We start from the raw sequence: 24355 nt of genomic DNA, 5'->3' as shown, positions 1-24355 counted from the left end.
TTCGACTGCGCTCAGGATGACGGAGAAGTGTTGTTTTTAGTATCAATTTTCAATAGTTTCTCAATCTCATCCACAATATGTTCTGTGGCTTTTGGCATGGCCAGTTTTTTGATGTTTTTTGACAACTTTTTCTGCTGTTCCTCAGAAACCATCAATCCCTCAAAAACTGGTTCAAATTGATGCTCCAGCTCACTTTCTTTGAGCATCAATGCAGCCTCTTTTTCCATCAAAGCCATCGCATTTTTGGTCTGATGGTCCTCGGCCACATTCGGCGAAGGAATGAACAGCGTGGGCTTACCGACCAAGCACAGCTCCGAGACCGAACCCGCCCCTGCTCGGGAGACAATAAAATCTGCTGCCGCATACGCTTTTGCCATTTCTGCAATGAACGCTTTCACTTTGATGGTCTCTGAATCATGTTTTTTGTACTCTTCATAGTAGAGCTTACCGCACTGCCATAGTACTTGAATCCCTAAATCTTTAAAGTATCCTAGTTTTTGTTCAATCAATTGGTTCACCCTGCGTGCGCCCAAGCTTCCACCGAGGACCAACAGGATTTTCTTTTCCGCACTCAACCCAAAAAATTGGGCGCTTTCCGTTTTGTCCTCTTTGATATCTACCAAATCAGCCCGTATGGGATTGCCCGTTTTCACAATTTTCTCCTTTGGAAAAAATTTTTCCATGCCGTCATAGGCCACACAGATTTTTTCGGCACGATTGGCCAACAATTTGTTGGTTACCCCTGCAAAGGAATTTTGCTCTTGCAGCACACTGGGTACGCCTTTTTTTGAAGCCATTCGCAACAGCGGCCCACTGGCAAACCCCCCTGTGCCAATGGCCACATCAGGTTTAAACTCTTTTACTATGTTGTTTGCTTTGTACAAACTGTTTATCAATTTTATTGGAAACATCAAGTTTTTCGTTGTCAGCTTCCGTTGCAATCCACTGATCCAAAGTCCCTCGATTCGGTAACCCGCTTGGGGTACTTTTTCCATTTCCATTTTATCCTTTGCTCCGACGAACAAAAATTCTGCATCTGGATGCCGTCGTTTCAACTCGTTCGCTATCGCTATGGCGGGATAAATATGTCCGCCTGTTCCTCCTCCAGAAATTATGAACCTATAATTGCCCACTCAACACTTCTAAGGGATGGGTCTCATCCACTTCTTGCGATGCTCCATCCGTTTCATTCTTTTTGCTTGCGCTCAACACAATGCCTATCGCCAAACAGGTCATCCAAATTGACGTGCCCCCCATACTGATGAGCGGCAAGGGTTGTCCCGTCACCGGAAACAACTGCACCACCACCGCCATATTGATAAAGGCCTGAAACACGATGGGCAGACCGACCCCTATAATCAATAATTTTGTAAATATTTTTTCAGCCGCATTGGCGACAACCACAATCCGAAAGAGCAACAACAGGTAAAAAAACACCAGTGCCCCTCCGCCAAGCAACCCATATTCTTCAATGATGATGGCAAAAATGAAATCTGATGTGCTCTGTGAGAGCATGTTCTTCATCACACTTTTGCCTGCGCCCTTGCCCACAATACCGCCTTCTGCAATGGCAATCTTTGCCAGTGTGGGCTGATGTGTACTGTCTGCAGAGGCACTATCAGGATTCCAAAAGCTTTCCAACCGTGAACGCCAGGTGATGGCCCGTTGCCCCGGTAATATCTCTGGGGTTTTAAACAATACGAACAAGAACATGCCCGCCATCACCAGACCAACCCCCACAATGGAAAACAAATATTTTAAGGGATAGCCTCCCAAAAAGCACATCACGATTACCATAAAAGAGAGAATGGTGGCAGTGGAAAAATTTTCGGGCAATATCAAAAGAATGACCAGTGCAGTCGGCAACCACAACGGCAATACACTTTCTTTAAAAGTGATGGCGGTATCTTTGATTTTGCTCAAGTATCTCGCAATCCATACCATTAGCACTACCGAAGCCAAGGTCGAGGTCTGAAAATTCACTCCGATAAACGGAATCTGAATCCAGCGATTGGCTCGCACCCCACCAATATTGGTCTCTACGGTCAATGTATAGGCCAACAACAACAGCACTATGGGAAGCGCTATAATCGACAACCCTTTGAAATAGTGTGCCGGTATGCGGTGTACCGCATAGATAATGGCAAAGCCCAAAAACAACAATAGCCCGTGTTTGAACAGATGCCCTGCCGTGGTACCCTTGCCCAAGACATACACTAAATTCGTGCTGGCGCTGTACACGGGCAAAAATGAGAAAAGAGCCAACAGGGCCACTACGCCCCAAATGGCTTTATCTCCTTTCAAATTTTTAAGCAGTGTCAACATTTTACTCGATAATCGAGGTTAATAATTTTCAGACGTTTTTGTCAAAATCTAAAATCTGTTAACCTATTAATGTCTTGGGCCTTACCCAAGGTTGTTTATAGTTTTCTTATTTGTTGTTTGAACTGGTCGCCCCGATCTTCATAATTTTCGAACAGGTCAAAGCTGGCGCAGGCCGGTGACAGCAATACCGAATCACCACGCTCGGCAATCTTATAGGCTACTTTGACCGCTTCTTCCATCGAATAGGTCTCGACCATCAGGTCAATGACATTGCCAAATGATTCTTTGAGTTTGGTATTGTCCATACCCAAACAAATGATGGCCTTTACTTTTTCACGCACAAAGGGCATCAATTGACCATAATCATTGCCCTTATCGACTCCGCCGGCAATCCAGACGATGGGTTTTCTAATGCCTTCCAAGGCGTAGTACGTGGCATTGACATTGGTGGCCTTAGAGTCATTGATGTACTCTACATGGTTGATTTTCAATACTTTTTCAAGTCGATGCGGAACTCCTTGAAAGGTTTGGATACTTTTTCGGATAGTGTCCTTACGAACATTGACCAATAGCGCCGCCAAACTGGCTGCCATGGCATTTTTTACGTTGTGTTGGCCCTCTAAGGCCAGAATATCTCTGTTCATTTTCAAGGATTTGTGTTCTACAATACTTATTATCTCGTCGTCTTTTAACCACGCCCCGAACTGCTGTTCCTTCTTCAATGAAAAAGGAACCAAAGTGGATTGAACGGGATGTCTTTTCAACCAATCGACTATCACTTCATCATCGGCATCATAGATCAGGTAATCTTCATTGCCTTGGTTCATGGCTATCCGAAATTTGGAAGCGATATAGTTTTCAAACTGATATTCATATCGGTCCAAGTGATCGGGCGTAATGTTGGTGATCATGGCAATGTGAGGTTTGAAATCTACAATACCATCCAACTGAAAGCTGCTGATTTCCAACACATAGTGCCCAAAGTCATTCTCAGCGACCATTTTGGCAAAACTGTCACCAATGTTTCCGGCCATACCCGCATCAAGTTCCTCTTTCACCAGATGGTAGGTCAGCATGGTGGTCGTGGTCTTGCCATTGCTTCCTGTGATGCCAATGATGTTTGCATTGGTAAATTTTGAAGCAAACTCAATTTCTGAAATCACCGGAACTCCCTTTTTGACCAATTTTTGCACCATCGGCACCTTATCGGGTATGCCGGGGCTTTTCATCACCAAGTCAGCATCCAAAACTCTGTCTTCGGTATGCTGGCCTTCTTCCCATTCAATCTCAAAATGTTCAAGAACGTTTTTATACTTTTTTTGGATGTTGCCCTTGTCAGAGACAAAGACTTTAAATCCTTCTTTTTTTCCTAATACTGCGGTGCCAACACCGCTTTCACCTCCTCCTAAAACCACCAACCGCTTCATGGCTATCGTATCTTCAATGTGACGATGCTGATGATGGCCAATAGAATTCCAATAATCCAGAAACGGGTCACTATTTTGCTTTCGTGATATGACTTCTTCTGGAAATGATGGTGCAGGGGCGCCATCAAAAAGATGCGCCTACCCTCACCATATTTTCGTTTTGTATGTTTGAAATAGGCCACTTGCAGCATCACCGAAAGTGATTCGGCGAAAAAGATTCCGCATAAAATCGGAATCAACAATTCTTTCCTCACAATGATGGCAATCACAGCAATGACCCCGCCAATGGTCAAGCTGCCCGTGTCGCCCATAAAAACCTGTGCTGGATATGCATTGTACCAAAGAAATCCGACCAGTGCACCCACAAAGGCAGCGATGAAGACCGCCAATTCACCTACACGGGGGATATAAAAAATATCGAGGTAGTCTGAAAATTCCACATTACCAGAAACCCAAGCAAAAATGCCCAAGGTCAATACGATGATGGCCGAAGTACCCCCTGCCAACCCATCGATACCATCAGTCAGGTTGGCCCCGTTTGAAACCGCGGTCACAATCAAAATCACGATGGGGATGAATACCAACCACGCATATTCTTTTGCTCCCTCACCCATCCATGAAATGAAATCGGCATAATCAAGTTCATTGTTCTTGAAAAAGGGTACGTTGGTCCGCACCGACTTCACCTCTTTGCCCATCACTTCTTCGACCCTGAAGTTTTGGGTGATGCGCGTGGTATCGCGCTCTTTCATGGTCACTTCTGGATGAAAATACAGTACCGCCCCAACGATAAGCCCCAGCACCACTTGGCCCATGACCTTAAAGCGGCCTTTCAACCCCTTTTTGTTCTTTTTGAAGATTTTTATGTAGTCATCGGCAAAGCCGATGATGCCCATCCATACTGTGGTGACAATCAATAAAATGACATAAATATTCTTGATATCGCCAAAAAGCAATACCGGAATCAAGGTGGACATGATAATGATGATACCGCCCATCGTCGGGGTACCCGCTTTTTCTTTTTGTCCTTCCAATCCTAAATCACGAATACTTTCGCCAATTTGTTTTTTCTGTAAAAAAAGGATGATTCGCTTACCGTATATCATGGCAATCAATAGCGATAGCAGCACGGCCATAGCTGACCTGAACGTCTGATACTGAAACAGTGAGGCCCCCGGCAGTTGGTATTGTTGTTCTAAAAATTCGAACAAATAGTATAACATCCTTCTTACTTGTTTAAACTGTTCAGTGCCTCTTTGACCTCTTTGAAATCGTCAAAATCAACTCGTTTTCCATTGGTTTCTTGATAGGTCTCATGGCCTTTGCCCGCTACCAAAATGATATCGTTGGCAACTGCCAATTTGCAGGCTGTTTTGATGGCCTGTTTTCTATTTTCTATTGCCAGTACTTTATTCGCGTTTTGTGGTTCAACCCCAGCTTCCATTGCTGAAATGATTGTTTGGGGCGGTTCAGTTCTTGGATTGTCAGAGGTGAAAATGGCCTGGTTGCTCATTTCTGAGGCGATATGACCCATAACCGGACGCTTTGACTTATCACGATCACCACCACACCCCACTACGGTGATGACGTTTTCATTTCCAGTCCTCAGCGTATTGATTGTGGTCAATACGTTTTTGAGTGCATCCGGTGTATGGGCATAATCAACAATTGCTATAATTTTCTTTTTCGATATAAAGTATTGAAAGCGGCCATCAACGTTTTCGAGCTCGCTGATGAGACGCAGAATCTCCAATTTTTCCAATCCTAAAATATCCGCGGCAGCGTAAATGGCCAGCAGATTGTAGGCATTGAAATCACCAATTAATTTTGACCAGAGTTCATTGTCATTGATTTTCAACAATTGGCCATTGATTTGGCGCTCTAGAATCTGACCCTTGTAATCTGCATAATTTTTCAGTGCATAGGTCAGTTTTCTCGCTTTGGTGTTCTGCAACATCACCAAACCGTTCTTGTCGTCAATATTGGTCAGTGCAAAAGCCGTTTTGGGCAAACCGTCAAACAGTTTTTTCTTGGTGTCTCGATACTCTGCAAAGGTTTTGTGATAATCGAGATGGTCGTGTGAAAGATTGGTAAAAATGGCGCCCTCAAACACCAGACCTTCCGTTCTTTTTTGGTGGATACCGTGCGAGCTGACCTCCATAAAACAGAACTCAACCCCTTCATCATTCATCAGCTGTAGATTGTAGTTGATGGCAAGGGCATCAGGTGTGGTGTGGGTCGCTTGGTGTTCTTCATTGTCGACCATGATTTTGATGGTGGAAATCAAACCAACTTTATACCCTGCCCTTTTGAACAATCGATATAACAAGGTACTCACCGTGGTCTTGCCGTTAGTGCCCGTAATGCCCACCAATTTTAAGTTTTTTGATGGAACATTGTAAAAGTTGGAAGCCATCACCGCCAATGCTTGATTCGAATCACGCACCTCAAGGTAGGTCACGCCGTTGACCATCAATTCTGGAAACTCTTCACAAACCACGGCCTTTGCCCCAGACTCCACCGCTTTTTGAATGAATTTGTGCCCATCGGTGACCGTACCGCGAACGGCAACAAAAACATCATCCATCGCTACTTTGCGTGAATCAAAGTGAATGTTGTTGACCAACATATTTGTTGTACCGCTCACCGCTGTAAGCCGTACCCCGTACAATATGTCTTTCAGTGTTTTCATGACAGTTCGAGCACTATTTTTTTGACTTGTGATAAGTCCGTCCCTTGTTTGATGGATTGATTTCTGACCTTACCATTGCCCCTGACCTCGACTTCAAGGCCTAAATTTTCTAAAATCGAAATAGCATCCATGCCGCTCATGCCCTTCACATTGGGCACTTGCTTGTATTTTTTCTGGGCGTGGGCATAAAAGGTGTTGAACTCTTCTTCCAGATTTTTTATTTCCTGATTTTTTGGAGCCACCTCATCAACCATGGGCGAGTCGGCAAATATTTTTTGTGCGAGGGATTTAAATACGGGGCCCGACACATCAGCACCATAGTACCCGACACTCTTATCAGGTTCGTGTATGACGACGATGCAGGAGTATTTGGGATTGTCCGCAGGAAAATAACCCACAAAAGAGGATATATAGGCAAGTTTATCGGGGTCTTTGGCCACATAATTCTTTTGACAGGTACCCGTTTTGCCAGCCATCGAAAAATATTTTGAGTACATCCGATGCCCAGTGCCATCCTCTTTCTCCACGACATCTTTCAACAATTGCTGTGCTTTTTTGACTGTTTCTTCGGAACAGATAGCGGAATTGATCACTTCTTTGTCGAATTCTTCTATTACCTTTTTTCCGATGCGTGCCTCTTTGATAAATCGAGGACGCACCATCTCACCATCATTGGCAATGGCGTTATAAAAAGTGAGCGTTTGCAGTGGGGTCATGGCCACCTCATAGCCGTGAGACATCCACGCCAGTGAAATACCCGACCAGCCCTTATCACCAGGATATCGAAGTACAGGTTGCCCCTCACCAATGATGGGCAGGCCCAAATCTTCGTGAAGCCCCATTGCCATAAGTCGATTCACAAATTGCTCTGGTCGTTTCTTGTAATTTTCATGGATGATTTTGGCAAAAGCCGTATTTGAGGATACGGCAAAAGCATCGGCAGCAGAGATTTTACCGTAGCCGCCATGCTTTGAATCGCGAACCGTTCGATCATAGATGCGCCACCGACCTTTCTCGGTATCAACGATGCTGTTCGTATCAATCACCTTATCCTCCAAAGCGGCGACCATCGACATCAATTTAAAGGTAGAGCCAGGTTCGTGCGACTCTCCTACAGCATAGTTCAGCTTTTCATAGTATTTGCCCTCTTCGGTACGGCCAAGATTCGAGATGGCCTTGACCTCACCCGTCTCTACCTCCATAATGACCACGCAGCCGTGATCCGCTTTGTATTTTTCCAATTGGCCCAAAAGCGCATGATGCGCGATATCTTGAATATTGGTGTTGATGGTGGTGACAATATCTTGACCATCTTTTGGCTCGATAATGTTGCTGAGACCGACGGGCTTCCATTCTGAACCGGCACTTTTCTGCTTGAGACGTTTGCCTTCTTGCCCACGCAGGTATTCTTTTCCGAATGCACCATCCAATCCCACTCTAGTGTAATAACCCTGTTCGTCGATACGCTCGTAACCGATACTTCGCGCAGCAATTTTGCCCAAGGGATATTCGCGTACCACTTTGTACGATTCCATAAATCCGCCACGGTACCTTCCCTTTGAGAATATGGGGAATTTGCGCACGCGATCATATTCCAAATAGCTCAGGTTTCGCGCAACCAACTCATAGGCATCTCTGTTGGCCCTCGCCTTTCTGAATTTTTTAGCGTAGTATGAAGCGGGTTTGCCGAACATTTTACCCAAAGAATCGCATAGCGCCCCCAAATCTTCTTGCCACACTGTTTGGTTGATGACCGTCGCATCAAAATGCACGGTGTACTTGGGAATGGATGCCGCCAAAAGACTACCATCATCGGCATAGATATTGCCACGGTTCGGCTCAATGACAAACATGCGCTCGGTCTTCTTCGTGGCCATCTCTTTAAACGTATCGCCCTTGACCATCTGAATATCGACCAAGCGGGCGACCACGGCAATCGCAAAGAGGAGAAGGCAGCCTGCTACGAGGTAGAGCCTGTTCATGATATTTCGTTCGCTTATCGCCACTATCTAGTTGATTTGACCTTTATTTTTTGGGGAGGATGGGCAGCAGGCAGCAACCCCCTTTCCACTATGGAATTTCGAAGGGAGGATTCTAGTTTCTGTTGCTGCAATTGTCGCCTGTAGACCACAAACTCACTTCGCAGAGCCCGCACCTCTTCATTGAGTTCGGCAATCTCGTGTACTTTTTTATCGGCATTGTGGCTGCTTGAAATCATCGCTGCCGCCAGAAAGGAGGCAAACAATAAAAACAGCCAATTCTTGGGAGCGTCGCCGCTCACCAAAAACTTTCCCTTCAATATGTCTAACAATCCTTTTTTCATGAATGCATTCTGATTTTTTGTCATTCCCGTGAAGACGGGAATCCATATAACCCTCTTTTTATATTTATACCCCTGTCCCCTCAAGGGGACAATCATAATTTTTCTGCAATACGGAGCTTAGCACTTCGTGCCCTATTATTTTTTGCTATTTCTTCCGCTGATGGCACTATCAACCCTCCCACTTTCTTCAGGGGAACCTTGAGGTTTCCGTAGAAATCCTTTTCGGGTTCGCCCTCAAACTTTCCGGCCCTGATAAATCGCTTGACCAACCGATCTTCGAGGGAATGGTAACTTATCACGCTCAACCGCCCACCTTTCTTCAACACTTCGGGCACTTGCAACAAAAAGGCCTTCAAAACCTCAATCTCTTGGTTGACCTCAATGCGAATGGCTTGGTACACCTGTGCCAAAATCTTGTTCTCTTTGGCCTTGGGCAAAAATCGTTGCAATACTGCCTTTAACTGACCTGTGGTTCGAATAGAGGTTTGCTTTCTTGCCCCGACTATCGCTTTTGCCATGGCGTTTGCATTGCGCAGTTCACCGTACCGAAAAAGCACCGCCGCCAATTCAGTTTCACCATAGGTGTTCACCACCTCAAAAGCGGTCACTGAGCTGTTCTGGCTCATGCGCATATCCAATTCTGAATCAAACCGGATTGAAAAGCCGCGCTCAGGTTGGTCAAATTGATGTGACGATACCCCAAAATCCGCTAAGATTCCATCAACTTCAAAAATGCCATAGAACTTTAAAAACTGTTTGAGATACTGAAAATTCTGGTCGATCAATTGAAAACGTGGATCATTCAGTGCATTCTCGGCAGCATCCTTGTCTTGGTCGAAGGCATACAACCTGCCACCATCGCCCAACCGTTTCAGTATTTCAGCAGAGTGCCCGCCACCGCCAAAGGTGACATCAACATACACTCCGTTTTTTTTTATATCCAACCCATCAACCGACTCTTGCAAGAGCACGGGGATGTGATACTCACTATCCATTGCCTCCAGATGGGGCTTGATTGCCGTTCTTGAATATCTTTTCAGCTACATCGGCATAGACCGTTTCGCTTTCAAGCAATACCGCCTCGTATTTGGTCTTATCCCAGATTTCAATACGATCATCGGCACAGTTCAATACCACTTCTTTTTCAATGCCCGCAAACTCAATCAAGTTTTTCGGTATCTGAACCCTACCGGTATCAGCATCGACCTTGACATCGATTTTCATACCTGCGGTGAACTTTCTGAAAAACAGATCGTAATCTCTATCAATGTTCTTCTTGGCCCGCACCTGCTGCATCAACACATCAAATTCCCGTTTCGGAAACAACTCTAAACAACCTTGAAAAACAGCCCTTTTGATGACAAAATCCTCATTGATGACGGGCATGAGCTGATTTTTGAGTGCGGTCGGTAAGGTGACGCGCCCCTTGGTATCAGCTTTACAATCAAATTGCCCCATCAAGTTCATTGGCCAATGAATTTTTGTGTCAGGATTTTAAATTCAAATATATAGATAAAATTTCCACATTTTTCCACTAAAAGACACAAATGTTAATAAATTCTATAATTTTAACGTCAAAATTCCACTTTAAAGTATTTTCATCTTCCACTTTTCTTGTTTCTTCTACCATTCAAGTCATCATTTTTAGGGGAAAATCCCACTTTTTACCATCCTTACTTTCACAATTCGTATGATATGAAATGCCTATATTTGCCGCTCTTGACCCAACTAACTTTGAATGGAAGAGCACATCATCAAGGATGGTAAGTACCGGTATATTGAGTTCGGAGAGGGTGCCCCAATGATCATCCTTCATGGGTTGATGGGGGGGTTAAGCAACTTTCATGGTGTCACCGACTATTTTCCAGACAAAGGCTATAAGGTGTTGGTGCCCGAGCTGCCCATTTACGACATGCCGATGCTTAAGACCACGGTAAAGAACTTCGCCAAATTTTTAGAGGAATTTATTGAATACAAAGGCCTAAAAGATGTCATCTTGTTGGGCAACTCACTCGGTGGCCATATTGGTTTGTTGCACACCAAGATGTTTCCCGAAATGGTCAAAGCCCTTGTCATCACTGGAAGTTCAGGACTGTACGAGAGCGCCATGGGCGACGGGTACCCCAAGCGGGGTGATTATGAGTTCATCAAGAAAAAGGCCGAAGATGTTTTCTATGACCCCAAAGTGGCCACCAAAGAAATCGTAGACGAAGTGTTCGCCACGGTCAACGACCGAATGAAACTGGTAAAAACGTTGGCCATTGCCAAAAGTGCCATTCGCCACAATATGTCAAAAGACCTGCCCAAGATGCAGACCCCAACTTGCATTATTTGGGGCAAGAACGATACCGTGACCCCACCCAACGTGGCCGAGGAGTTTCATGAGCTTTTACCTGACTCTGACCTTTTCTGGATTGACAAATGTGGCCATGCCCCTATGATGGAACACCCCGAAGACTTCAATACAATTCTTGAAGCCTGGCTTGAGAAAAGAGGATTTTAGTCGATAGATGCACGATGCTGGATGCTGGATGTAAAGTGGTTTACTGATAAAGAGTTTCAAATCCAGTATTTTAACTTTGTGGCATGGTCGTATCCAAAATGGACACCGAGCATCTGACAACTGACACCCAACACCGATGAAAATCACTTCTGCTGAATTTGTAATGAGCAATTCTGATGTGGCCAAATGCCCGGCAGCCCTATTACCGGAATATGCCTTTATTGGCCGCTCTAATGTGGGCAAATCATCATTGATCAACATGTTGGCCGACAACAAGAATTTGGCAAAGACCTCAGCAAGACCAGGAAAGACCCAACTCATTAACCACTTCAAAATCAATGACAAATGGTTTTTGGTCGACCTGCCCGGTTATGGGTATGCCAGAGTCTCAAAAAAGGATAAAAAAACATTTCAAAAATACATTACCGAATACTTCGAAAAACGAAAACAGCTGGTCAGTGCCTTTGTTTTGGCGGATATTCGCCACGAACCCCAAAAAATTGACTTGGAGTTTATGGAGTGGCTCGGCTCAAACGGCATACCCTTTGCCATTGTGTTTACCAAGGCTGATAAATTGAAGCCCAAGGCCATTGAACAACATGTTGATGACTACCTTCAAGTATTGCTCGACGGTCTTTGGGAAGAAGCCCCACCACATTTTGTGACCTCATCGGCAAACCGTACCGGAAAGGATGAGCTGTTGGGATATATTGATGAAATCAATAACAGCCTCAAATCTTAGTTGAGGGCTCAAAAATCATTTAAAAATTGTAACCTTTTGCAGTTACAGCGGTATTGACTTAAACACCGCTAAATGAAGTACGCTATCTTTTTATCATTTGCATTCTTATTCGCAACTACAATTGAAACACCTAAAGATCCTCATTTGATTCTTGAAAAACATGGCATTGTTTTGCTGAAGCAACCGGAAATCACCTCACTATCGATTGCAGCTATAAAAGATGGTAAAACATACAAACTACATTTGGGAAAATTGCATGATGGCAATGCCCCAGATGATGATACCCTTTATGAAATCGCTTCGCTCACCAAAACCTTTACAGGAACACTTTTGGCCAAGGCCGTTGCCGAAGAAAAAGTCAATATTGATGACGATATCCGTCTTTACATGGATGGAAATTTTACGAACTTGGAATACGAGGGCAATCCCATTACTTTTAGACACCTTCTCACCCATACCAGTGGTTTGCCCAGAATGTTTCCCATTGCAGATAGTCTTTTTGAAAATCCAGATTATGACAAATTACCCTTCGAAATCTTCAAACTGCAGAAAAACTACTCAAAAACCCAGTTTTTTGAAGCGTTGGTACAAGTGAAACTGGATACCATTCCTGGACATAAATTCAGCTATTCGAACGCTGGGGCCAACCTCATCGGGTACACTCTCGAAAATCTAAACCAAAAACCGTTTGAAACCCTATTGAAAGAATACATTTTCAAACCTCTTGACATGAAAAGCTCATCAATAATCCCTTCAAATGATACAAAAACATATCTGGCGACAGGTTTTAATCACAATGGCATAGAAATGCCCTTCAACCCAAATAAAGCTATGAGTGCGGAAGGCGGTATCAAATCATCGCTTGGCGATATGGTGAAGTACATGAAATTTCATTTGAATACTTCTGACACAATAGTTAGAGTGTCACATACTGAATTACATGAAGGAAAATATGGCGATTATGAAAATGGATTTTTTTGGCAGATTTTTAAGGATGGACCGAAACCCGATAAAATTTTTCAAAACGGAGGGGCTTTTGGCACCATGTGCTGGATGACCCTCATACCCGAAACCCAGACAGGTGTATTTATCGTCACCAATGTCTCCGGACCCGGAGTACACCAAAAATTGGCCGAAACTGTAGAAGCCATTATAGACGAACTCTAGAATATTTATAATTTGGTTCGCTCCTCCACCAGACGAACCAGACTCCTGGGCGTTTTCAATTCGCTCAACTCTGTGTTTGAAATCAACACCTCCAAGCCATTGTCGCCCTCAATCAATACAATCGGAAAATCAAACTTGTATCCGAATTTAGAAGCATAACGCTTGGCAAACTCATCTTTGTGCATAAAGACCATTTTATGCACACTGTCTTGGCGAAAGCGTTTCCAAACGCGATTTTCTGAAAAGGTACCATACGTCAAATCGCACAGATTGCATTCATAGGTTGATGGCCTGAATACTTTGTGCATACTGTCCATCACCGCATTTCGGGCACCTGAATTGGCGTTGTAGACAAAAATGAGTTTTTGAGCGGGCTTCTTTTTCATGCACAACAAGAGAGTCACTTTAACTCTAGCTTCTCAGCAAAATAATCACAGAAATCTTTCATCGTGGCCGTCATCTTTTCATCCTGTGTAGCTTTAAAAAAAGTATCGGCCATGGTCATCAGGGTTTGGTGAAAGAATATTTTCATCTCATCGACGGGCATGTCCTTCGTCCACAAATCGATTTTGAGCGATTCTTGATTCTTGCTGTCCCAGACCGAGAGCAGCATTGCTTTGGCCTCTTCATTTTCAATGCCACCATCTTCGGCAGACCAGGTCAATTCTTCGGGCACACGGTTTTCATCCAATCCTACCTTTAAGCGTATCTCTGAGGTATGTTCAACAGCCATTATCTTCTGGGTTTGTAGTTTGATTTTTTAAAGAGTTCATCAGCGGGCATATCCAAAAGTTCAATAAGCCCCACATTATCATTTTTCTCAGCGTACGCCCTTACAATCTGCCAGCCCAGATAGCGGCCCAATCTTCCGGGTGATTCACTATCCAATTCCAATCCGAATTTAGAGAAAGGTGCCGGGTCAAGAAATTTACGGTCCAACGATGAGTCAGTGCTGTATAACAGTTCTTGTTCAATAAAATGACGCCACATCTGCTCTTCGTTGGCCTTTGCCCAACCCATTTCATCATCAGTGTATCCAATCTTTTGGGCATCTGTGGCATTTGGCAGCAACTTATCTTTCAGATAGAGCTCTTTGCCATAGTGTACCATTCGCGACAAAAAGGTACGGTCTCGCGGATACGGATTCACGGTCTTGGCAAAGGCACTTGCCACATCTGAGGTCAAATACTTTTTGTCAAGACCCTTGGCAATATAATTTGAAAGGCCTGCATAAAATTTATGCCCGTGCCCTAAATAATTGTCCAACCCAATCAGCAGCAATGAATCTGATAAGATTACCCGATTGTTATAATCGACCCGCGATATCAAGGTGACCGTTTTAGGTACTTTGTATCTGGGGAAATAATGTGCAATGTGCTTGAACAGGGATTCTAAATCTGTTTCAACTTCATCAAAATCGGTAAACACACTATCCACTGCTTTGTGCAGGGCAATCTGTAAGGTATCGTTCAGGGTAGCTTCCCATACACTATCCGGATATTGCGCCGGAAACAGATAGGGGTACTTTTGTTTTAGTTTTGGAATGTCTTCAGCCTTGGCTTCACCAAACTGTTGGTCAAAACGCAACAGTTCAAAATTGATGGAAATCTTCGCGATTTCTGCTTCCAATCCATCCGTATCATCTTTACATCCAATAAATAAAATAATGAGTAAGAGGGCGAAACACCCCATGAATTCTCTAAACCTCTTCATTATTACGCGCTCAGCATTTATTTTTACGGAAACAAAGGTAAATTTTTGAAATAGAACTTATATTGAACTTTTTGTATTTCCTAAAAAGTTCAATATAAGTTCATAAAAAGAACGTTATGCGAACTGAAAAGGTCATTGACCACATCGTAAACTGGCTTAAAAGCTATGCACAGAACGCCAAAATGAAAGGGTTTGTGGTTGGTGTCTCGGGCGGTATTGATTCTGCAGTGACCTCTACCCTCTGTGCTAAAACGGGGCTGGATTTGCTCTGCGTGGAGATGCCCATACACCAAGGACAAAATCAAGTGACCCGTGCGGACAGGCATATTGATTGGTTGATGCAACATTTTCTTAATGTAAGCCGACAACCCGTAAACCTGACCCCCGTTTTTGATAGCCTGATAGAAGCCCTGCCCAAAGTTGAGAATGAGGAAGACCGCTTTATGTCACTGGCCAATACACGTGCAAGATTGCGCATGACCACCTTGTACTATTTCGCTGCGCTGGAAAAATACCTTGTGGCGGGTACGGGCAATAAAGTAGAGGATTTTGGCATAGGCTTTTACACCAAATACGGGGATGGCGGTGTTGATCTGAGCCCCATTGCCGATTTGTTGAAGACAGAGGTATATGAACTGGCAAGGGTCTTGGGCATCAACCAAGACATTATGGAAGCTGCACCCACTGACGGACTATGGGGCGACAGCCGTACCGACGAAGACCAAATTGGGGCCAGTTACCCAGAACTCGAATGGGCCATGAAAATGGACGATGAAGGAAAGACGGCCAATGACTTTTCTGGAAGAAAAAAAGAGGTGTTCACCATTTACAAAAGATTCAATACCATTAATCGACATAAAATGATACCGATACCCATTTGCACAATTCCAGAGTCGTTAAAATCAACATCTTAACTATAAATAGAGTACTTAAAACGAGAAAAACCTTAAAAATTCTGTGGTTTTAATTTAAAAATGCACTTTTGTTGTAAGAAAATGGCTATATTGCTCGGCAAAACGATGTAAGTTTTGTTAAACCAACCATTTTAAAACCTAAACAATACTGTAAACCTATCACAATGACAAAAATACTGATTGCTGACAACCACCCCGTTGTACGGTTGGGCGTTAAAACCGTACTTGAGTCCGTCCCAGATTTTGAAGTTGTCGCAGATGTCTCTTCAACCACTGAGCTGTTTGAACAATTGAAAAAAGTTTCCCCCGATGTCGTCATGCTTGAAATGGACATCCCAGAAATTAATGGCATCGCCACATTGCGAAAAATGAAAAATGAGTTTCCTGAGGCCAAAGTATTGATGTACAGCGGTCAATCAGAAGATGTATACGCACTGAGCACCATTAGGGCAGGTGCCTACGGCTACCTTTCCAAAGCTGCTGATGTTGATTACATCGTATCTGCTGTTCGAAAAGTAAGTGAAGGCAATATGTTCATCACCAACGAATTGGCACAACGTTTGGCATTTGACGAAGGTACCCAAAAGCCAAGAAGGTTCTTCAGAAAATTGTCGACCCGCGAAATCGAGGTGTTGAAACTGCTCGCCAGCGGAAAAAGAAACAAAGAAGTTGCAGAAGGCCTTAACCTCAACGAAAAAACGGTGAGTACTTATAAAGCCCGTTTGATGCGAAAGCTCAATGTTGACAACCTTGTTGACCTATTGCAACAGGCAAAAGCATTGGAACTTTACTAGAAAAACTCAATGATACTCGATAAAAACCTCAGTCAAACTGGGGTTTTTTTATGAAATGACCCTGCTTAATTTGGCATTCAACAATTTGTTGAGCTGAAGATAATTCATGATTTCCTCCAAGGTTTCGGTATTGTCAGCTTTTGAATCTTCGGTATCTTTTTGAAGCCTGTCGATTCTATTTTTTATAAGATTGCAACGCAAGGTCAAAATGGTCTCACCCACCAATTGGGCAACACTGTATTTTTTATCCTTGGGGTAAATATCTTTTCGCTCCCAATCGTGCAATATGTATTTTTCTTCTTCCATCAAGATTGAAGATACCTCGATTACAAACTCTTGTTCCAAATCTGAAATGAACGAATTCACCGAAAAGTCTTCATTCTCGTTCAAGTTTTCAATCAATTTGTAATAAATGTTACGGAAGTTCTCGTTGGTCAGTTCAATTTCGTCTTCCTGTAAATCCAAATAGATTTTCTCATAAACCTTGGCCTCAAAGACCTCAGGCTCAAGCACCAAATCACCCTCATCGTTTTCTTTGAGCACCAAGTCTTCAAATTCTTGTTTCTCACCACCATAAAGCAAGAGCATTTCAATAATTTTTCGTTCGAGTTCGTATTGAACATCCACCTTTTCTACAGCGGCTTCGTTCTTGACCACTTCAAAGGCCTTTTGCTCTTTCTTTGCTTTTTTATTGGCATCGTAGGCCTCTTTCTTGTCAATCTGTGCCAAAGTATTGTACAGTACCTCTTCAGAGATCTGCATGATTTTGGAGCACTCTTGAATGTAGACTTCCTTTTTTATCCTATCGGGAATCTTGGCGATGCTGTTGACTATTTCACGAATGGTATCCGCCCGTTTGATGGGGTCGTTCGCAGCTTCTTTGGCCAATAACGAGGTTTTGAACTGAATAAAGTCTTGGCTGTTTTCCTCCAGATACAAAACCACATCTTCATAGGCATTGTTCTTGGCAAAACTATCGGGATCTTCCCCCTCAGGAAACGAGCAGACCTTGACGTTCATGCCCTGCTCCAAAATCAAATCAATGCCACGGAGTGATGCTCGAAGTCCGGCAGCGTCACCATCAAAAAGCACGGTGATGTTCTTGGTCAACCGATTGATGAGGCGAATCTGTTCTGGGGTCAATGCCGTGCCGCTTGACGCCACAACATTTTCAATGCCACTTTGGTTCATTTGAATGACATCGGTATAGCCTTCCACCAAGTAACAATTGTCTTCTTTGGCGATGGCCTGCTTCGCAAAATAGATACCGTAGAGCACTTTGCTCTTGTGGTAGACTTCGCTTTCTGGGGAGTTCAGGTATTTCGCCGCTTTTTTGTCATTGGTCAGAATACGACCGCCAAAACCCAAAACGCGACCACTCATGGAATGGATGGGAAACATCACCCGGCCTTTGAACCTATCAAACTTTCTGCTTTCACCACCCGTCTGTTCTTTGACAATAGTGAGCCCGGTTTTTTCTAAAAAATCCAATTGATAGCCCGCATCCAATGCTGCTTTGGTGAAGGCCTCCCATTCATCCAAACTGTAACCGAGACCGAACTTTTTGATGGTTTCTTCAGTGAAGCCACGTTCTTTGAAATAAGAGAGACCAATGGCCTTGCCCGGTTCGGTGCCCCACAGCGTTTCTTCAAAATACTGTTTGGCATATTCTGAGACCAGATACATGCTCTCGCGTTCATTGGCCTGTTCTTTTTCTTCATCGGTGCGTTCGGTCTCCTCAATCTCAATGCTGTACTTTTTGGCAAGGTATCGAATCGCTTCGGGATAGGTAAAATGTTCGTGCTCCATCAAAAAGGCCACCACATTGCCACCTTTGCCACTACTGAAATCCTTCCAAATCTGTTTGACCGGCGATACCATAAAACTCGGGGTGCGCTCATCAGTAAACGGACTCAGCCCCTTGTAGTTGGAGCCCGATTTTTTAAGCTGCACAAAGTCGCCAATGACCTCTTCGACCCTGGCGGTCTCGTACACTTGATCTATGGTGGTCTTTGAAATCAAAAGCGTTTTTTTGAAAGGTGGATAAAATTAATCCTCTAATTGGAATGTAAAAAAGTTTATCCTTAATTTCAATCCAAATTAGACAATTTCATTAAACACGGTTACCATGAAAAAAATAGTATTGCTTACACTGCTTTTCACCAGTTTCTGTTTTACAAATGCTCAAGAAAACCAGAACACCATCAATGTATATGGGGTTCACGGCTATACCATTTCTCCCAATTATAAGGCGTCTATGCTTGTCAGCATGAACAACGTCTACTATGATGCGCAAACTTTTACGCTGCCAGAGATACTATCGACCTATAAAGATAAATTGGCCAAAGTGGGCATCAATACCGCAAATCTCAAAGAAGATGCCATGGGCTATGCGCTCTATGGATATGATAAAGATGGCACCATTATCAAGTACACGACCAACAGTGCCGATGACCTTCAAAAATTTCTTTCGGTACGCTCTGTCGGCGTGACCAAATCAGACACTACCATGGAATTCAAACTCACTAGAGCACAAATGGCAGATTATGCCGGTAAAGCACTTGAAGATGCGAAAAATCGCGCTGAAGCACTCGCCGGAAAAATGGGACGACAAATTGGGAAAGTGGTCTATTTAAGTGATACCAACTATGAAAAGTTCAGTGAAAGCCTCTACTATGGCAACATCAACAACGAGCGTGAATACCGTATCAATGTCTCGTTTGAATTGAAATAGCAGAATATGATATTGTTCTTCGGAACACGATCGGGAAAACAGGTTTCAAAACCCATGAATGGTGTTTCTTGTCCTCATTGTTCGCAAACGGGAACACTCACTGCCCATGTTCAGCCCAACTATTTTCATCTGTTTTGGATACCGCTTTTTAAAATAGGAACATCACGCTATGCGGAATGTAGTCATTGTAAACGGGTCTATTATAAAGAGGAGTTTTCGGACGAAATGGAGAGGGCGTTGTCAATTTGATTCAATATCCCAAGAACATTGGAATATCCCCCTGTCCGTTTTTGGAAAACAACTCTTTTCCTTCGACTGCACTTCGACTGCGCTCAGTGTGACACCGCTCAGGATGACAGGGTGGAGCCAGTATTTTTTTTACAAATCAAAGCGAACCCCCAATGAAATATTACGTTGCTCGACAGGAGCATCCCTAAAAATGGGATTCAAATCGTATTTGACATACAGCAGCACACCCTCGATACCTGCATAAGCACTCAAACCGTATATCAAATCACTGGTATTGTAGTCACGTTTAAACTTGTCCTTTACACGCTCGCCGTCTCTTGTATATTTTAATTTTTGCCGTGTACCCAAGTTGAATCCCGCATAACCCCCAAAACCCAAACGGAACTGATCATCCAGCGAATACCGGAAACCGTTGCGGTACTCTCTATATTTTGAAGGACCGATTTCAAAATGCACCGGAAACACCAGATTATCCATTCTGAGCTTCGACTTGTCCAATTCCACATCAAATTCCTGTAATCCGGTCTGGTCACCATTTTGCACAAAGAACTGGTTGTTTTCTGGTTTTAAACCGTTGAATTGAAATGAAAATCCGTAGTTGAATCGCAACCAATTTGAATTCCTGAACACCCGCGTCCGCCACTGCCAACCCATCTCAAAAAATCGGCTTCCACCAATTTTATACGGAGAGTCATCCAATGATTGCCCTTCAATCAAAGCATTGTTCAACCCAATGGCCAAGACCAAGTCAGAATAGGTACGCCGGTCGTACTTATAGTCTCTATCCCAATCTCTTTCATTGATGCGTATGCCAAAAATTCTATCGTCTTCATCGTCGATATCAAACGTCAATAATAACCGATTTTTTGAATCTAGTGAGTCCAATTCCAAAACCTGACCCTGGTTGCGTTCCAACAAGGCAATACGGTTATCGATGATTGCTGTTCTATTTTCGATGTTCAAGGCACGCTTTTTCGCGGCAGCTTCTTTTAATTTTGTCGCTTCTTCAGCTGAAATTTTTCCCTTTTCAAGTTGCTTATTGATGTGTTCGACCTCTAAACGTAACGCATCTTTTTCTTGAGATACTATCTCTTCTTTTCTGTTTTTTAATTCTTCAACTTCTTTTTCATACGATTTTTGGGCCGAAAGCTGTTGGGTCAAAAAGCTGATAATGATCAGCACAACATAATAGGTAATTGTTCTCATGATTGTTTGATTTAGCCCCCACCTAACCTCCCCCAAGGGGGAGGAATAAAAACAGGGGTTTTGATTGATGAATGTTAATTATTGCGGTATACCACTGCGGTTCTGAGTTTGGTATAGCCATCTTTCAGGGCATCAAAAATTTGGTCCCGAAAAGAATCATTGAGTTCGTCTTCGACTTCGGCCAAAAGCATCATGGCATCAACCGAACCATTTTGGTTAAAAAGTTTGTCGGTCAGCACTTCTTTTTGCGCGGCTCTTAACAGTGAATCTACCTCAGCTTCGGTGACCGATTGATTGTTGTTTTCCAATAAAATGACCTTGGCCAAAACTTCATCCACTTTTTGGTCAATAAGCCATTGCTGGTTTTCAGCCAATTCGTTTTCAAGTGGAATTCTCTTTTCTACGATTTCCGATAGTGCAACTGCTGTTTTAGTTTCTGGTTCAACAAACTGTTTTTCATCGCTTTGCTTTGGTGACTGCTCTTCAGTTTCTACAACGGAAGGTTTTTCTTTGATAATCTCAATAGCTTCCTTACTTGCCTGGCTGTTTTCTTCATCTTGGTTGTCTTTTACCACTATTTGAGGTTGTTGCTGCTCTTTGTTGCCGCTAAAATAGATGGATGTCACTATCAAAACTCCAATGAATGCGGCAGCTATCATATACCATTTTCGGTTGTTGTTCTGCTCAGGTGCAGTTTCAAGACGCTTTTCAAGTTTTGACCAAGCCTTTTTGGACGGTTTGATCTCGCGAGCCTCCAGTTTTTGTTTGATATGTTTTTCTAATTTTTCCATAGCTTTTTCATTTACTTCTTGATCTGGTGTCGTGAATGGCACCACCCAATCTTAAATTTTCTTGAAGCGTTTGCCGGGCCTTGAACAATTGTGACTTTGAAGTACCTTCAGAAATATCTAGTAGCTCAGCTATCTCATGATGTTTATATCCCTCAACGGCATAGAGCAAAAAGACAGTTTTATATCCTTCCGGCAGTGTATCAACGAGTGACTGTATATGTTCCACATCCCACATTGAAGATGAATCGCCAACCTCCAATTCAACCTGTTCAACCACCTCATCATCATAGACCACAAACTGTCGCTTTCTTAGATAGGAAATACTTTCGCGCACCATAATCTTTCTGATCCATCCTTCAAAACTTCCCTGCCCTCTAAAAGTTTCAAGCTTGCTAAAAACCTTGACAAAACCACTGATCATGACATCTTCTGCAAACTGAACGTCTTTGATATATTGGCGGCATACCGAAAGCATTTTGGGAGAAAATTGCTCAAAAATTGCTTTTTGTGCAGACCTATCATTGGCTTTGGCTTTTTTCACCAACAGTTTTTCATTTCTGTATAGTCCAATAATCTTCAAGGCTCTTGGTTTGTTCTCGCTTCTATAGGTATAGACGCATGTAATTTAAAAAGGGTTGTCCAGCACCTATTTTTTTCTGTCAACCACATAGTTGACCATAAGCATCAGGGAGTCTTTGTAAGGGGATTCAGGGTAAGGTTCCAGCAGCGAAAGGGCTTCATCTTTGAATTTGAACATCCGTTCGATGGCATATTCCAATCCGCCTTTAGCTTTCACGAATGCAATGACCTCTTTGACCCTTTTTTTGTTCTTATTGTGATTTTTGATGGAATTGATCAACCACCTCCGTTCCTTCTTGTCGCTTTGGTCAAGGGCATAGATAAGTGGCAGGGTCATTTTCTGTTCTTTGATATCGATACCCGTGGGTTTGCCGATACGCTCCTCTCCATAATCAAAAAGATCGTCCTTGATCTGAAATGCCATGCCGCAGAGCTCACCAAACTTGCGGAAGGTCTCTACTTCATCAGTGCCAGATTTCACTGCACAAGCTCCCATACTGCAACAGGCAGCTATCAGCGTAGCGGTTTTTTGACGGATGATGTCGTAATACACTTCTTCTGTGATATCGAGCAAACGGGCTTTCTCGATTTGCAGTAGCTCTCCCTCGCTCATTTCACGAACAGCATTTGAAATAATCTGCAAAAGGTCGTGGCTGTTATTATCCAAAGCGACCAAAAGTCCTTTTGAAAAGAGGTAGTCGCCGACCAAAACAGCGATTTTGTTCTTCCACAGCGCATTGATTGAGAAAAATCCACGACGTTTATCGCTTTCATCGACAACATCATCGTGTACCAGACTTGCAGTATGGATCAACTCAATAATCGATGCCCCGGTATAGGTGCGTTCGTTCACCTGCCCGCTGTTCAACATCTTTGCTGTCAAAAAAACGAACATGGGGCGCATCTGCTTGCCCTTTCTATTGACAATGTAATAGGTGATACGGTTGAACAGGGCCACTTTTGATGACATTGAAAGGCGAAACTTTTCTTCAAAAAGCTGCATCTCATGCTCAATGGGCTCCCTTATTTGCGCGGCGACTTTCAAAAGAGATTAGAAGTTTGATTTTGGTGCACCAAAAGTAGGGAAAACAACACAGTAATCGGTGGTCTTGGTGCAGCGTCAAGATTTATTGGCCAGCTGGCCACAGGCGGCATCAATATCCTTGCCACGAGAACGGCGTACCGTTACCGTAATGCCATTTTCTTCCAAAATGTTCTGATACATCGTTATAGCTGCGTCAGAAGCCTGCTGAAATTGCCCATCGTCAATGGGGTTGTACTCAATCAAGTTCACTTTCGAAGGCGCGAAGCGGCAGAATTTGACCAAGGCTTCCACATCTTTTTTGGTATCGTTGATGCCTTGCCACACCACATATTCATAGGTAATCCTATTCTTGGTCTTTTGATACCAATATTGTAAGGCCTCCCTTAAATCATGCAGCGGAAAGGTGGCATTGAACGGCATGATAGAGGTGCGGGTTTCATCGATGGCGGAATGCAATGAAACCGCCAAGTTGAACTTTACAGCTTCATCCGCCATTTTCTTTATCATCTTGGGCACCCCCGAAGTAGAGACCGTAATGCGTTTTGGTGACATGCCCAAACCTTCTTTTGAAGTAATTTTTTCTATTGCTTTGAGCACATTGTTGTAATTCATCAATGGCTCGCCCATGCCCATAAAAACAATGTTGCTGAGTGGGCGGTCAAAGTACAACCGACTTTGCCTGTCTATGGACACCACTTGGTCATAAATCTCATCGGGATTCAAATTGCGCATGCGTTTCAACCGTGCTGTGGCGCAAAACTTGCAGTCAAGACTGCAGCCTACTTGGCTCGATACACAAGCCGTTGTTCTGGTTTCTGTAGGGATTAAAACGGATTCTACAATGAGTCCATCGTGCAATTTTACCGCATTTTTGATGGTTCCGTCATTGCTTCGCTGCATTTGATCCACCTCAATATGGTTGATGACAAAGTTTTTATCAAGCATCTCACGGGTCTGCTTTGACAGATTGGTCATGCCATCAAAAGAATGCGCAGATTTCTGCCACAACCATTCATAGACCTGGTTGCCACGAAAAGCTTGGTCACCTTCGGATGTAAAAAAGTCACGCAGTTGTTCTTTGGTAAGTGCCCGAATGTCTTTTTTGTGTTTGACCATATTGAGTGCCTATTTAAGTTTTTATCAATTATTTC

Annotated in this window: 25 protein-coding genes; 7 read left to right on the top strand and 18 right to left on the bottom strand. The window is 43.4% G+C overall.

The window, feature by feature from the left end:
- Window positions 1-11 precede the first annotated feature (11 nt).
- From murG to AAAH86_RS11010, 9 genes are all read right to left on the bottom strand, one after another.
- Window positions 12-1133, bottom strand: a complete 1122-nt coding sequence (gene murG, locus AAAH86_RS11050; protein WP_343487674.1) for an undecaprenyldiphospho-muramoylpentapeptide beta-N-acetylglucosaminyltransferase — start codon at window positions 1131-1133, stop codon at window positions 12-14.
- Window positions 1120-2325: an FtsW/RodA/SpoVE family cell cycle protein gene (locus AAAH86_RS11045; RefSeq protein WP_343487673.1), complete on the bottom strand. Its 1206-nt coding sequence runs from the start codon at window positions 2323-2325 to the stop codon at window positions 1120-1122. Before AAAH86_RS11045 ends, murG begins: the two co-directional genes overlap by 14 nt.
- A gap of 95 nt (window positions 2326-2420) precedes the next feature.
- On the bottom strand, window positions 2421-3752 hold the full coding sequence (murD, locus tag AAAH86_RS11040) for a UDP-N-acetylmuramoyl-L-alanine--D-glutamate ligase (RefSeq protein WP_343487672.1): 1332 nt from the start codon (window positions 3750-3752) through the stop codon (window positions 2421-2423).
- Between the two features lie 2 nt (window positions 3753-3754).
- Complete coding sequence (mraY, locus tag AAAH86_RS11035) at window positions 3755-4975, bottom strand: phospho-N-acetylmuramoyl-pentapeptide-transferase (protein ID WP_343487671.1); 1221 nt, start codon at window positions 4973-4975, stop codon at window positions 3755-3757.
- Between the two features lie 5 nt (window positions 4976-4980).
- The gene (locus AAAH86_RS11030; protein WP_343487670.1) at window positions 4981-6444 is read right to left on the bottom strand and encodes a UDP-N-acetylmuramoyl-L-alanyl-D-glutamate--2,6-diaminopimelate ligase; all 1464 of its coding nucleotides are present in this window, start codon (window positions 6442-6444) and stop codon (window positions 4981-4983) included.
- Window positions 6441-8450: a penicillin-binding protein gene (locus AAAH86_RS11025; protein ID WP_343487669.1), complete on the bottom strand. Its 2010-nt coding sequence runs from the start codon at window positions 8448-8450 to the stop codon at window positions 6441-6443. The genes AAAH86_RS11030 and AAAH86_RS11025 overlap by 4 nt, the downstream gene beginning before the upstream one ends.
- Window positions 8450-8767, bottom strand: a complete 318-nt coding sequence (locus tag AAAH86_RS11020) for an FtsL-like putative cell division protein (protein WP_343487668.1) — start codon at window positions 8765-8767, stop codon at window positions 8450-8452. Before AAAH86_RS11020 ends, AAAH86_RS11025 begins: the two co-directional genes overlap by 1 nt.
- A gap of 92 nt (window positions 8768-8859) precedes the next feature.
- Entirely contained in the window at window positions 8860-9762 is a 903-nt protein-coding gene (gene rsmH, locus AAAH86_RS11015; protein ID WP_343487667.1) for a 16S rRNA (cytosine(1402)-N(4))-methyltransferase RsmH, read from the bottom strand.
- Complete coding sequence (locus AAAH86_RS11010; RefSeq protein ID WP_343487666.1) at window positions 9755-10234, bottom strand: division/cell wall cluster transcriptional repressor MraZ; 480 nt, start codon at window positions 10232-10234, stop codon at window positions 9755-9757. Before AAAH86_RS11010 ends, rsmH begins: the two co-directional genes overlap by 8 nt.
- Window positions 10235-10505: 271 nt before the next feature.
- On the opposite strand from AAAH86_RS11010, the gene AAAH86_RS11005 reads away from it, so the two are divergent.
- The 3 genes from AAAH86_RS11005 to AAAH86_RS10995 all read left to right on the top strand — a co-directional run bounded on the left by AAAH86_RS11005 (window position 10506) and on the right by AAAH86_RS10995 (window position 13179).
- Complete coding sequence (locus AAAH86_RS11005) at window positions 10506-11270, top strand: alpha/beta hydrolase (protein WP_343487665.1); 765 nt, start codon at window positions 10506-10508, stop codon at window positions 11268-11270.
- Window positions 11271-11406: 136 nt separating this feature from the next.
- Window positions 11407-12012 carry a ribosome biogenesis GTP-binding protein YihA/YsxC gene (gene yihA, locus AAAH86_RS11000; RefSeq protein WP_343487664.1) on the top strand — a complete coding sequence of 202 codons (606 nt, stop codon included), beginning with the start codon at window positions 11407-11409 and terminating at the stop codon, window positions 12010-12012.
- A gap of 72 nt (window positions 12013-12084) precedes the next feature.
- Entirely contained in the window at window positions 12085-13179 is a 1095-nt protein-coding gene (locus tag AAAH86_RS10995) for a serine hydrolase domain-containing protein (RefSeq protein WP_343487663.1), read from the top strand.
- Between the two features lie 5 nt (window positions 13180-13184).
- On the opposite strand, the gene AAAH86_RS10990 is transcribed toward AAAH86_RS10995, so the two are convergent.
- The 3 genes from AAAH86_RS10990 to gldB are packed head-to-tail and all read right to left on the bottom strand — an operon-like array spanning window position 13185 to window position 14892.
- Complete coding sequence (locus tag AAAH86_RS10990; protein WP_343487661.1) at window positions 13185-13565, bottom strand: GTPase; 381 nt, start codon at window positions 13563-13565, stop codon at window positions 13185-13187.
- 14 nt (window positions 13566-13579) lie between these two features.
- On the bottom strand, window positions 13580-13912 hold the full coding sequence (gene gldC / locus AAAH86_RS10985; RefSeq protein ID WP_343487660.1) for a gliding motility protein GldC: 333 nt from the start codon (window positions 13910-13912) through the stop codon (window positions 13580-13582).
- Window positions 13912-14892, bottom strand: coding sequence for a gliding motility lipoprotein GldB (gene gldB, locus AAAH86_RS10980; protein ID WP_343487659.1), 981 nt, complete (start codon window positions 14890-14892; stop codon window positions 13912-13914). The genes gldC and gldB overlap by 1 nt, the downstream gene beginning before the upstream one ends.
- A 116-nt stretch (window positions 14893-15008) precedes the next feature.
- Between gldB and nadE the strand changes: the two genes are divergently transcribed.
- Both nadE and AAAH86_RS10970 read left to right on the top strand, forming a co-directional pair.
- Window positions 15009-15806 (top strand): NAD(+) synthase, encoded by a 798-nt coding sequence (nadE, locus tag AAAH86_RS10975; protein WP_343487658.1) that lies wholly within the window; start codon window positions 15009-15011, stop codon window positions 15804-15806.
- A gap of 164 nt (window positions 15807-15970) precedes the next feature.
- A complete protein-coding gene (locus AAAH86_RS10970) occupies window positions 15971-16600 on the top strand; it encodes a response regulator transcription factor (protein ID WP_343487657.1) in 630 nt (209 codons plus the stop codon).
- A gap of 48 nt (window positions 16601-16648) precedes the next feature.
- On the opposite strand, the gene dnaG is transcribed toward AAAH86_RS10970, so the two are convergent.
- Window positions 16649-18622, bottom strand: coding sequence for a DNA primase (gene dnaG, locus AAAH86_RS10965; protein ID WP_343487656.1), 1974 nt, complete (start codon window positions 18620-18622; stop codon window positions 16649-16651).
- Between the two features lie 106 nt (window positions 18623-18728).
- Between dnaG and AAAH86_RS10960 the strand changes: the two genes are divergently transcribed.
- Window positions 18729-19334 carry an SIMPL domain-containing protein gene (locus tag AAAH86_RS10960; protein ID WP_343487655.1) on the top strand — a complete coding sequence of 202 codons (606 nt, stop codon included), beginning with the start codon at window positions 18729-18731 and terminating at the stop codon, window positions 19332-19334.
- Between the two features lie 6 nt (window positions 19335-19340).
- Window positions 19341-19583 carry a zinc-ribbon domain-containing protein gene (locus AAAH86_RS10955; RefSeq protein ID WP_343487654.1) on the top strand — a complete coding sequence of 81 codons (243 nt, stop codon included), beginning with the start codon at window positions 19341-19343 and terminating at the stop codon, window positions 19581-19583.
- A gap of 129 nt (window positions 19584-19712) precedes the next feature.
- Here AAAH86_RS10955 and AAAH86_RS10950 read toward each other — a convergent pair whose 3' ends face one another.
- The 5 genes from AAAH86_RS10950 to rlmN all read right to left on the bottom strand — a co-directional run bounded on the left by AAAH86_RS10950 (window position 19713) and on the right by rlmN (window position 24320).
- Entirely contained in the window at window positions 19713-20789 is a 1077-nt protein-coding gene (locus AAAH86_RS10950) for a hypothetical protein (RefSeq protein ID WP_343487653.1), read from the bottom strand.
- Window positions 20790-20863: 74 nt separating this feature from the next.
- Entirely contained in the window at window positions 20864-21580 is a 717-nt protein-coding gene (locus AAAH86_RS10945; protein WP_343487652.1) for a hypothetical protein, read from the bottom strand.
- Window positions 21581-21587: 7 nt separating this feature from the next.
- The gene (locus AAAH86_RS10940) at window positions 21588-22160 is read right to left on the bottom strand and encodes an RNA polymerase sigma factor (RefSeq protein WP_343487651.1); all 573 of its coding nucleotides are present in this window, start codon (window positions 22158-22160) and stop codon (window positions 21588-21590) included.
- Window positions 22161-22226: 66 nt separating this feature from the next.
- Entirely contained in the window at window positions 22227-23204 is a 978-nt protein-coding gene (locus tag AAAH86_RS10935; RefSeq protein WP_343487650.1) for a polyprenyl synthetase family protein, read from the bottom strand.
- Window positions 23205-23279: 75 nt separating this feature from the next.
- A complete protein-coding gene (gene rlmN / locus AAAH86_RS10930) occupies window positions 23280-24320 on the bottom strand; it encodes a 23S rRNA (adenine(2503)-C(2))-methyltransferase RlmN (RefSeq protein WP_343487649.1) in 1041 nt (346 codons plus the stop codon).
- Window positions 24321-24355: the final 35 nt, after the last annotated feature.

Source organism: Allomuricauda sp. d1, assembly GCF_039592695.1.
Taxonomy (GTDB): domain Bacteria; phylum Bacteroidota; class Bacteroidia; order Flavobacteriales; family Flavobacteriaceae; genus Flagellimonas_A.
The sequence above is the reverse complement of the archived record's forward strand: the minus strand, read 5'-3'. Positions and strand labels throughout refer to the sequence as shown.

Excerpts from the sequence above, each read along its gene's own strand:
- AAAH86_RS11030 (WP_343487670.1), bottom strand. The coding sequence starts at position 6,444 with ATGAAAACACTGAAAGACATATTGTACGGGGTACGGCTTACAGCGGTG.
- AAAH86_RS10945 (WP_343487652.1), bottom strand. The coding sequence starts at position 21,580 with ATGGAAAAATTAGAAAAACATATCAAACAAAAACTGGAGGCTCGCGAG.
- AAAH86_RS11045 (WP_343487673.1), bottom strand. The coding sequence starts at position 2,325 with ATGTTGACACTGCTTAAAAATTTGAAAGGAGATAAAGCCATTTGGGGC.
- AAAH86_RS10955 (WP_343487654.1), top strand. The coding sequence starts at position 19,341 with ATGATATTGTTCTTCGGAACACGATCGGGAAAACAGGTTTCAAAACCC.
- rsmH (WP_343487667.1), bottom strand. The coding sequence starts at position 9,762 with ATGGATAGTGAGTATCACATCCCCGTGCTCTTGCAAGAGTCGGTTGAT.
- AAAH86_RS11005 (WP_343487665.1), top strand. The coding sequence starts at position 10,506 with ATGGAAGAGCACATCATCAAGGATGGTAAGTACCGGTATATTGAGTTC.
- murD (WP_343487672.1), bottom strand. The coding sequence starts at position 3,752 with ATGAAGCGGTTGGTGGTTTTAGGAGGAGGTGAAAGCGGTGTTGGCACC.
- nadE (WP_343487658.1), top strand. The coding sequence starts at position 15,009 with ATGCGAACTGAAAAGGTCATTGACCACATCGTAAACTGGCTTAAAAGC.
- AAAH86_RS10970 (WP_343487657.1), top strand. The coding sequence starts at position 15,971 with ATGACAAAAATACTGATTGCTGACAACCACCCCGTTGTACGGTTGGGC.
- yihA (WP_343487664.1), top strand. The coding sequence starts at position 11,407 with ATGAAAATCACTTCTGCTGAATTTGTAATGAGCAATTCTGATGTGGCC.
- gldB (WP_343487659.1), bottom strand. The coding sequence starts at position 14,892 with ATGAAGAGGTTTAGAGAATTCATGGGGTGTTTCGCCCTCTTACTCATT.
- AAAH86_RS10960 (WP_343487655.1), top strand. The coding sequence starts at position 18,729 with ATGAAAAAAATAGTATTGCTTACACTGCTTTTCACCAGTTTCTGTTTT.
- gldC (WP_343487660.1), bottom strand. The coding sequence starts at position 13,912 with ATGGCTGTTGAACATACCTCAGAGATACGCTTAAAGGTAGGATTGGAT.
- mraY (WP_343487671.1), bottom strand. The coding sequence starts at position 4,975 with ATGTTATACTATTTGTTCGAATTTTTAGAACAACAATACCAACTGCCG.
- AAAH86_RS10990 (WP_343487661.1), bottom strand. The coding sequence starts at position 13,565 with ATGAAAAAGAAGCCCGCTCAAAAACTCATTTTTGTCTACAACGCCAAT.
- AAAH86_RS11020 (WP_343487668.1), bottom strand. The coding sequence starts at position 8,767 with ATGAAAAAAGGATTGTTAGACATATTGAAGGGAAAGTTTTTGGTGAGC.
- rlmN (WP_343487649.1), bottom strand. The coding sequence starts at position 24,320 with ATGGTCAAACACAAAAAAGACATTCGGGCACTTACCAAAGAACAACTG.
- AAAH86_RS10995 (WP_343487663.1), top strand. The coding sequence starts at position 12,085 with ATGAAGTACGCTATCTTTTTATCATTTGCATTCTTATTCGCAACTACA.
- AAAH86_RS10950 (WP_343487653.1), bottom strand. The coding sequence starts at position 20,789 with ATGAGAACAATTACCTATTATGTTGTGCTGATCATTATCAGCTTTTTG.
- AAAH86_RS11010 (WP_343487666.1), bottom strand. The coding sequence starts at position 10,234 with ATGAACTTGATGGGGCAATTTGATTGTAAAGCTGATACCAAGGGGCGC.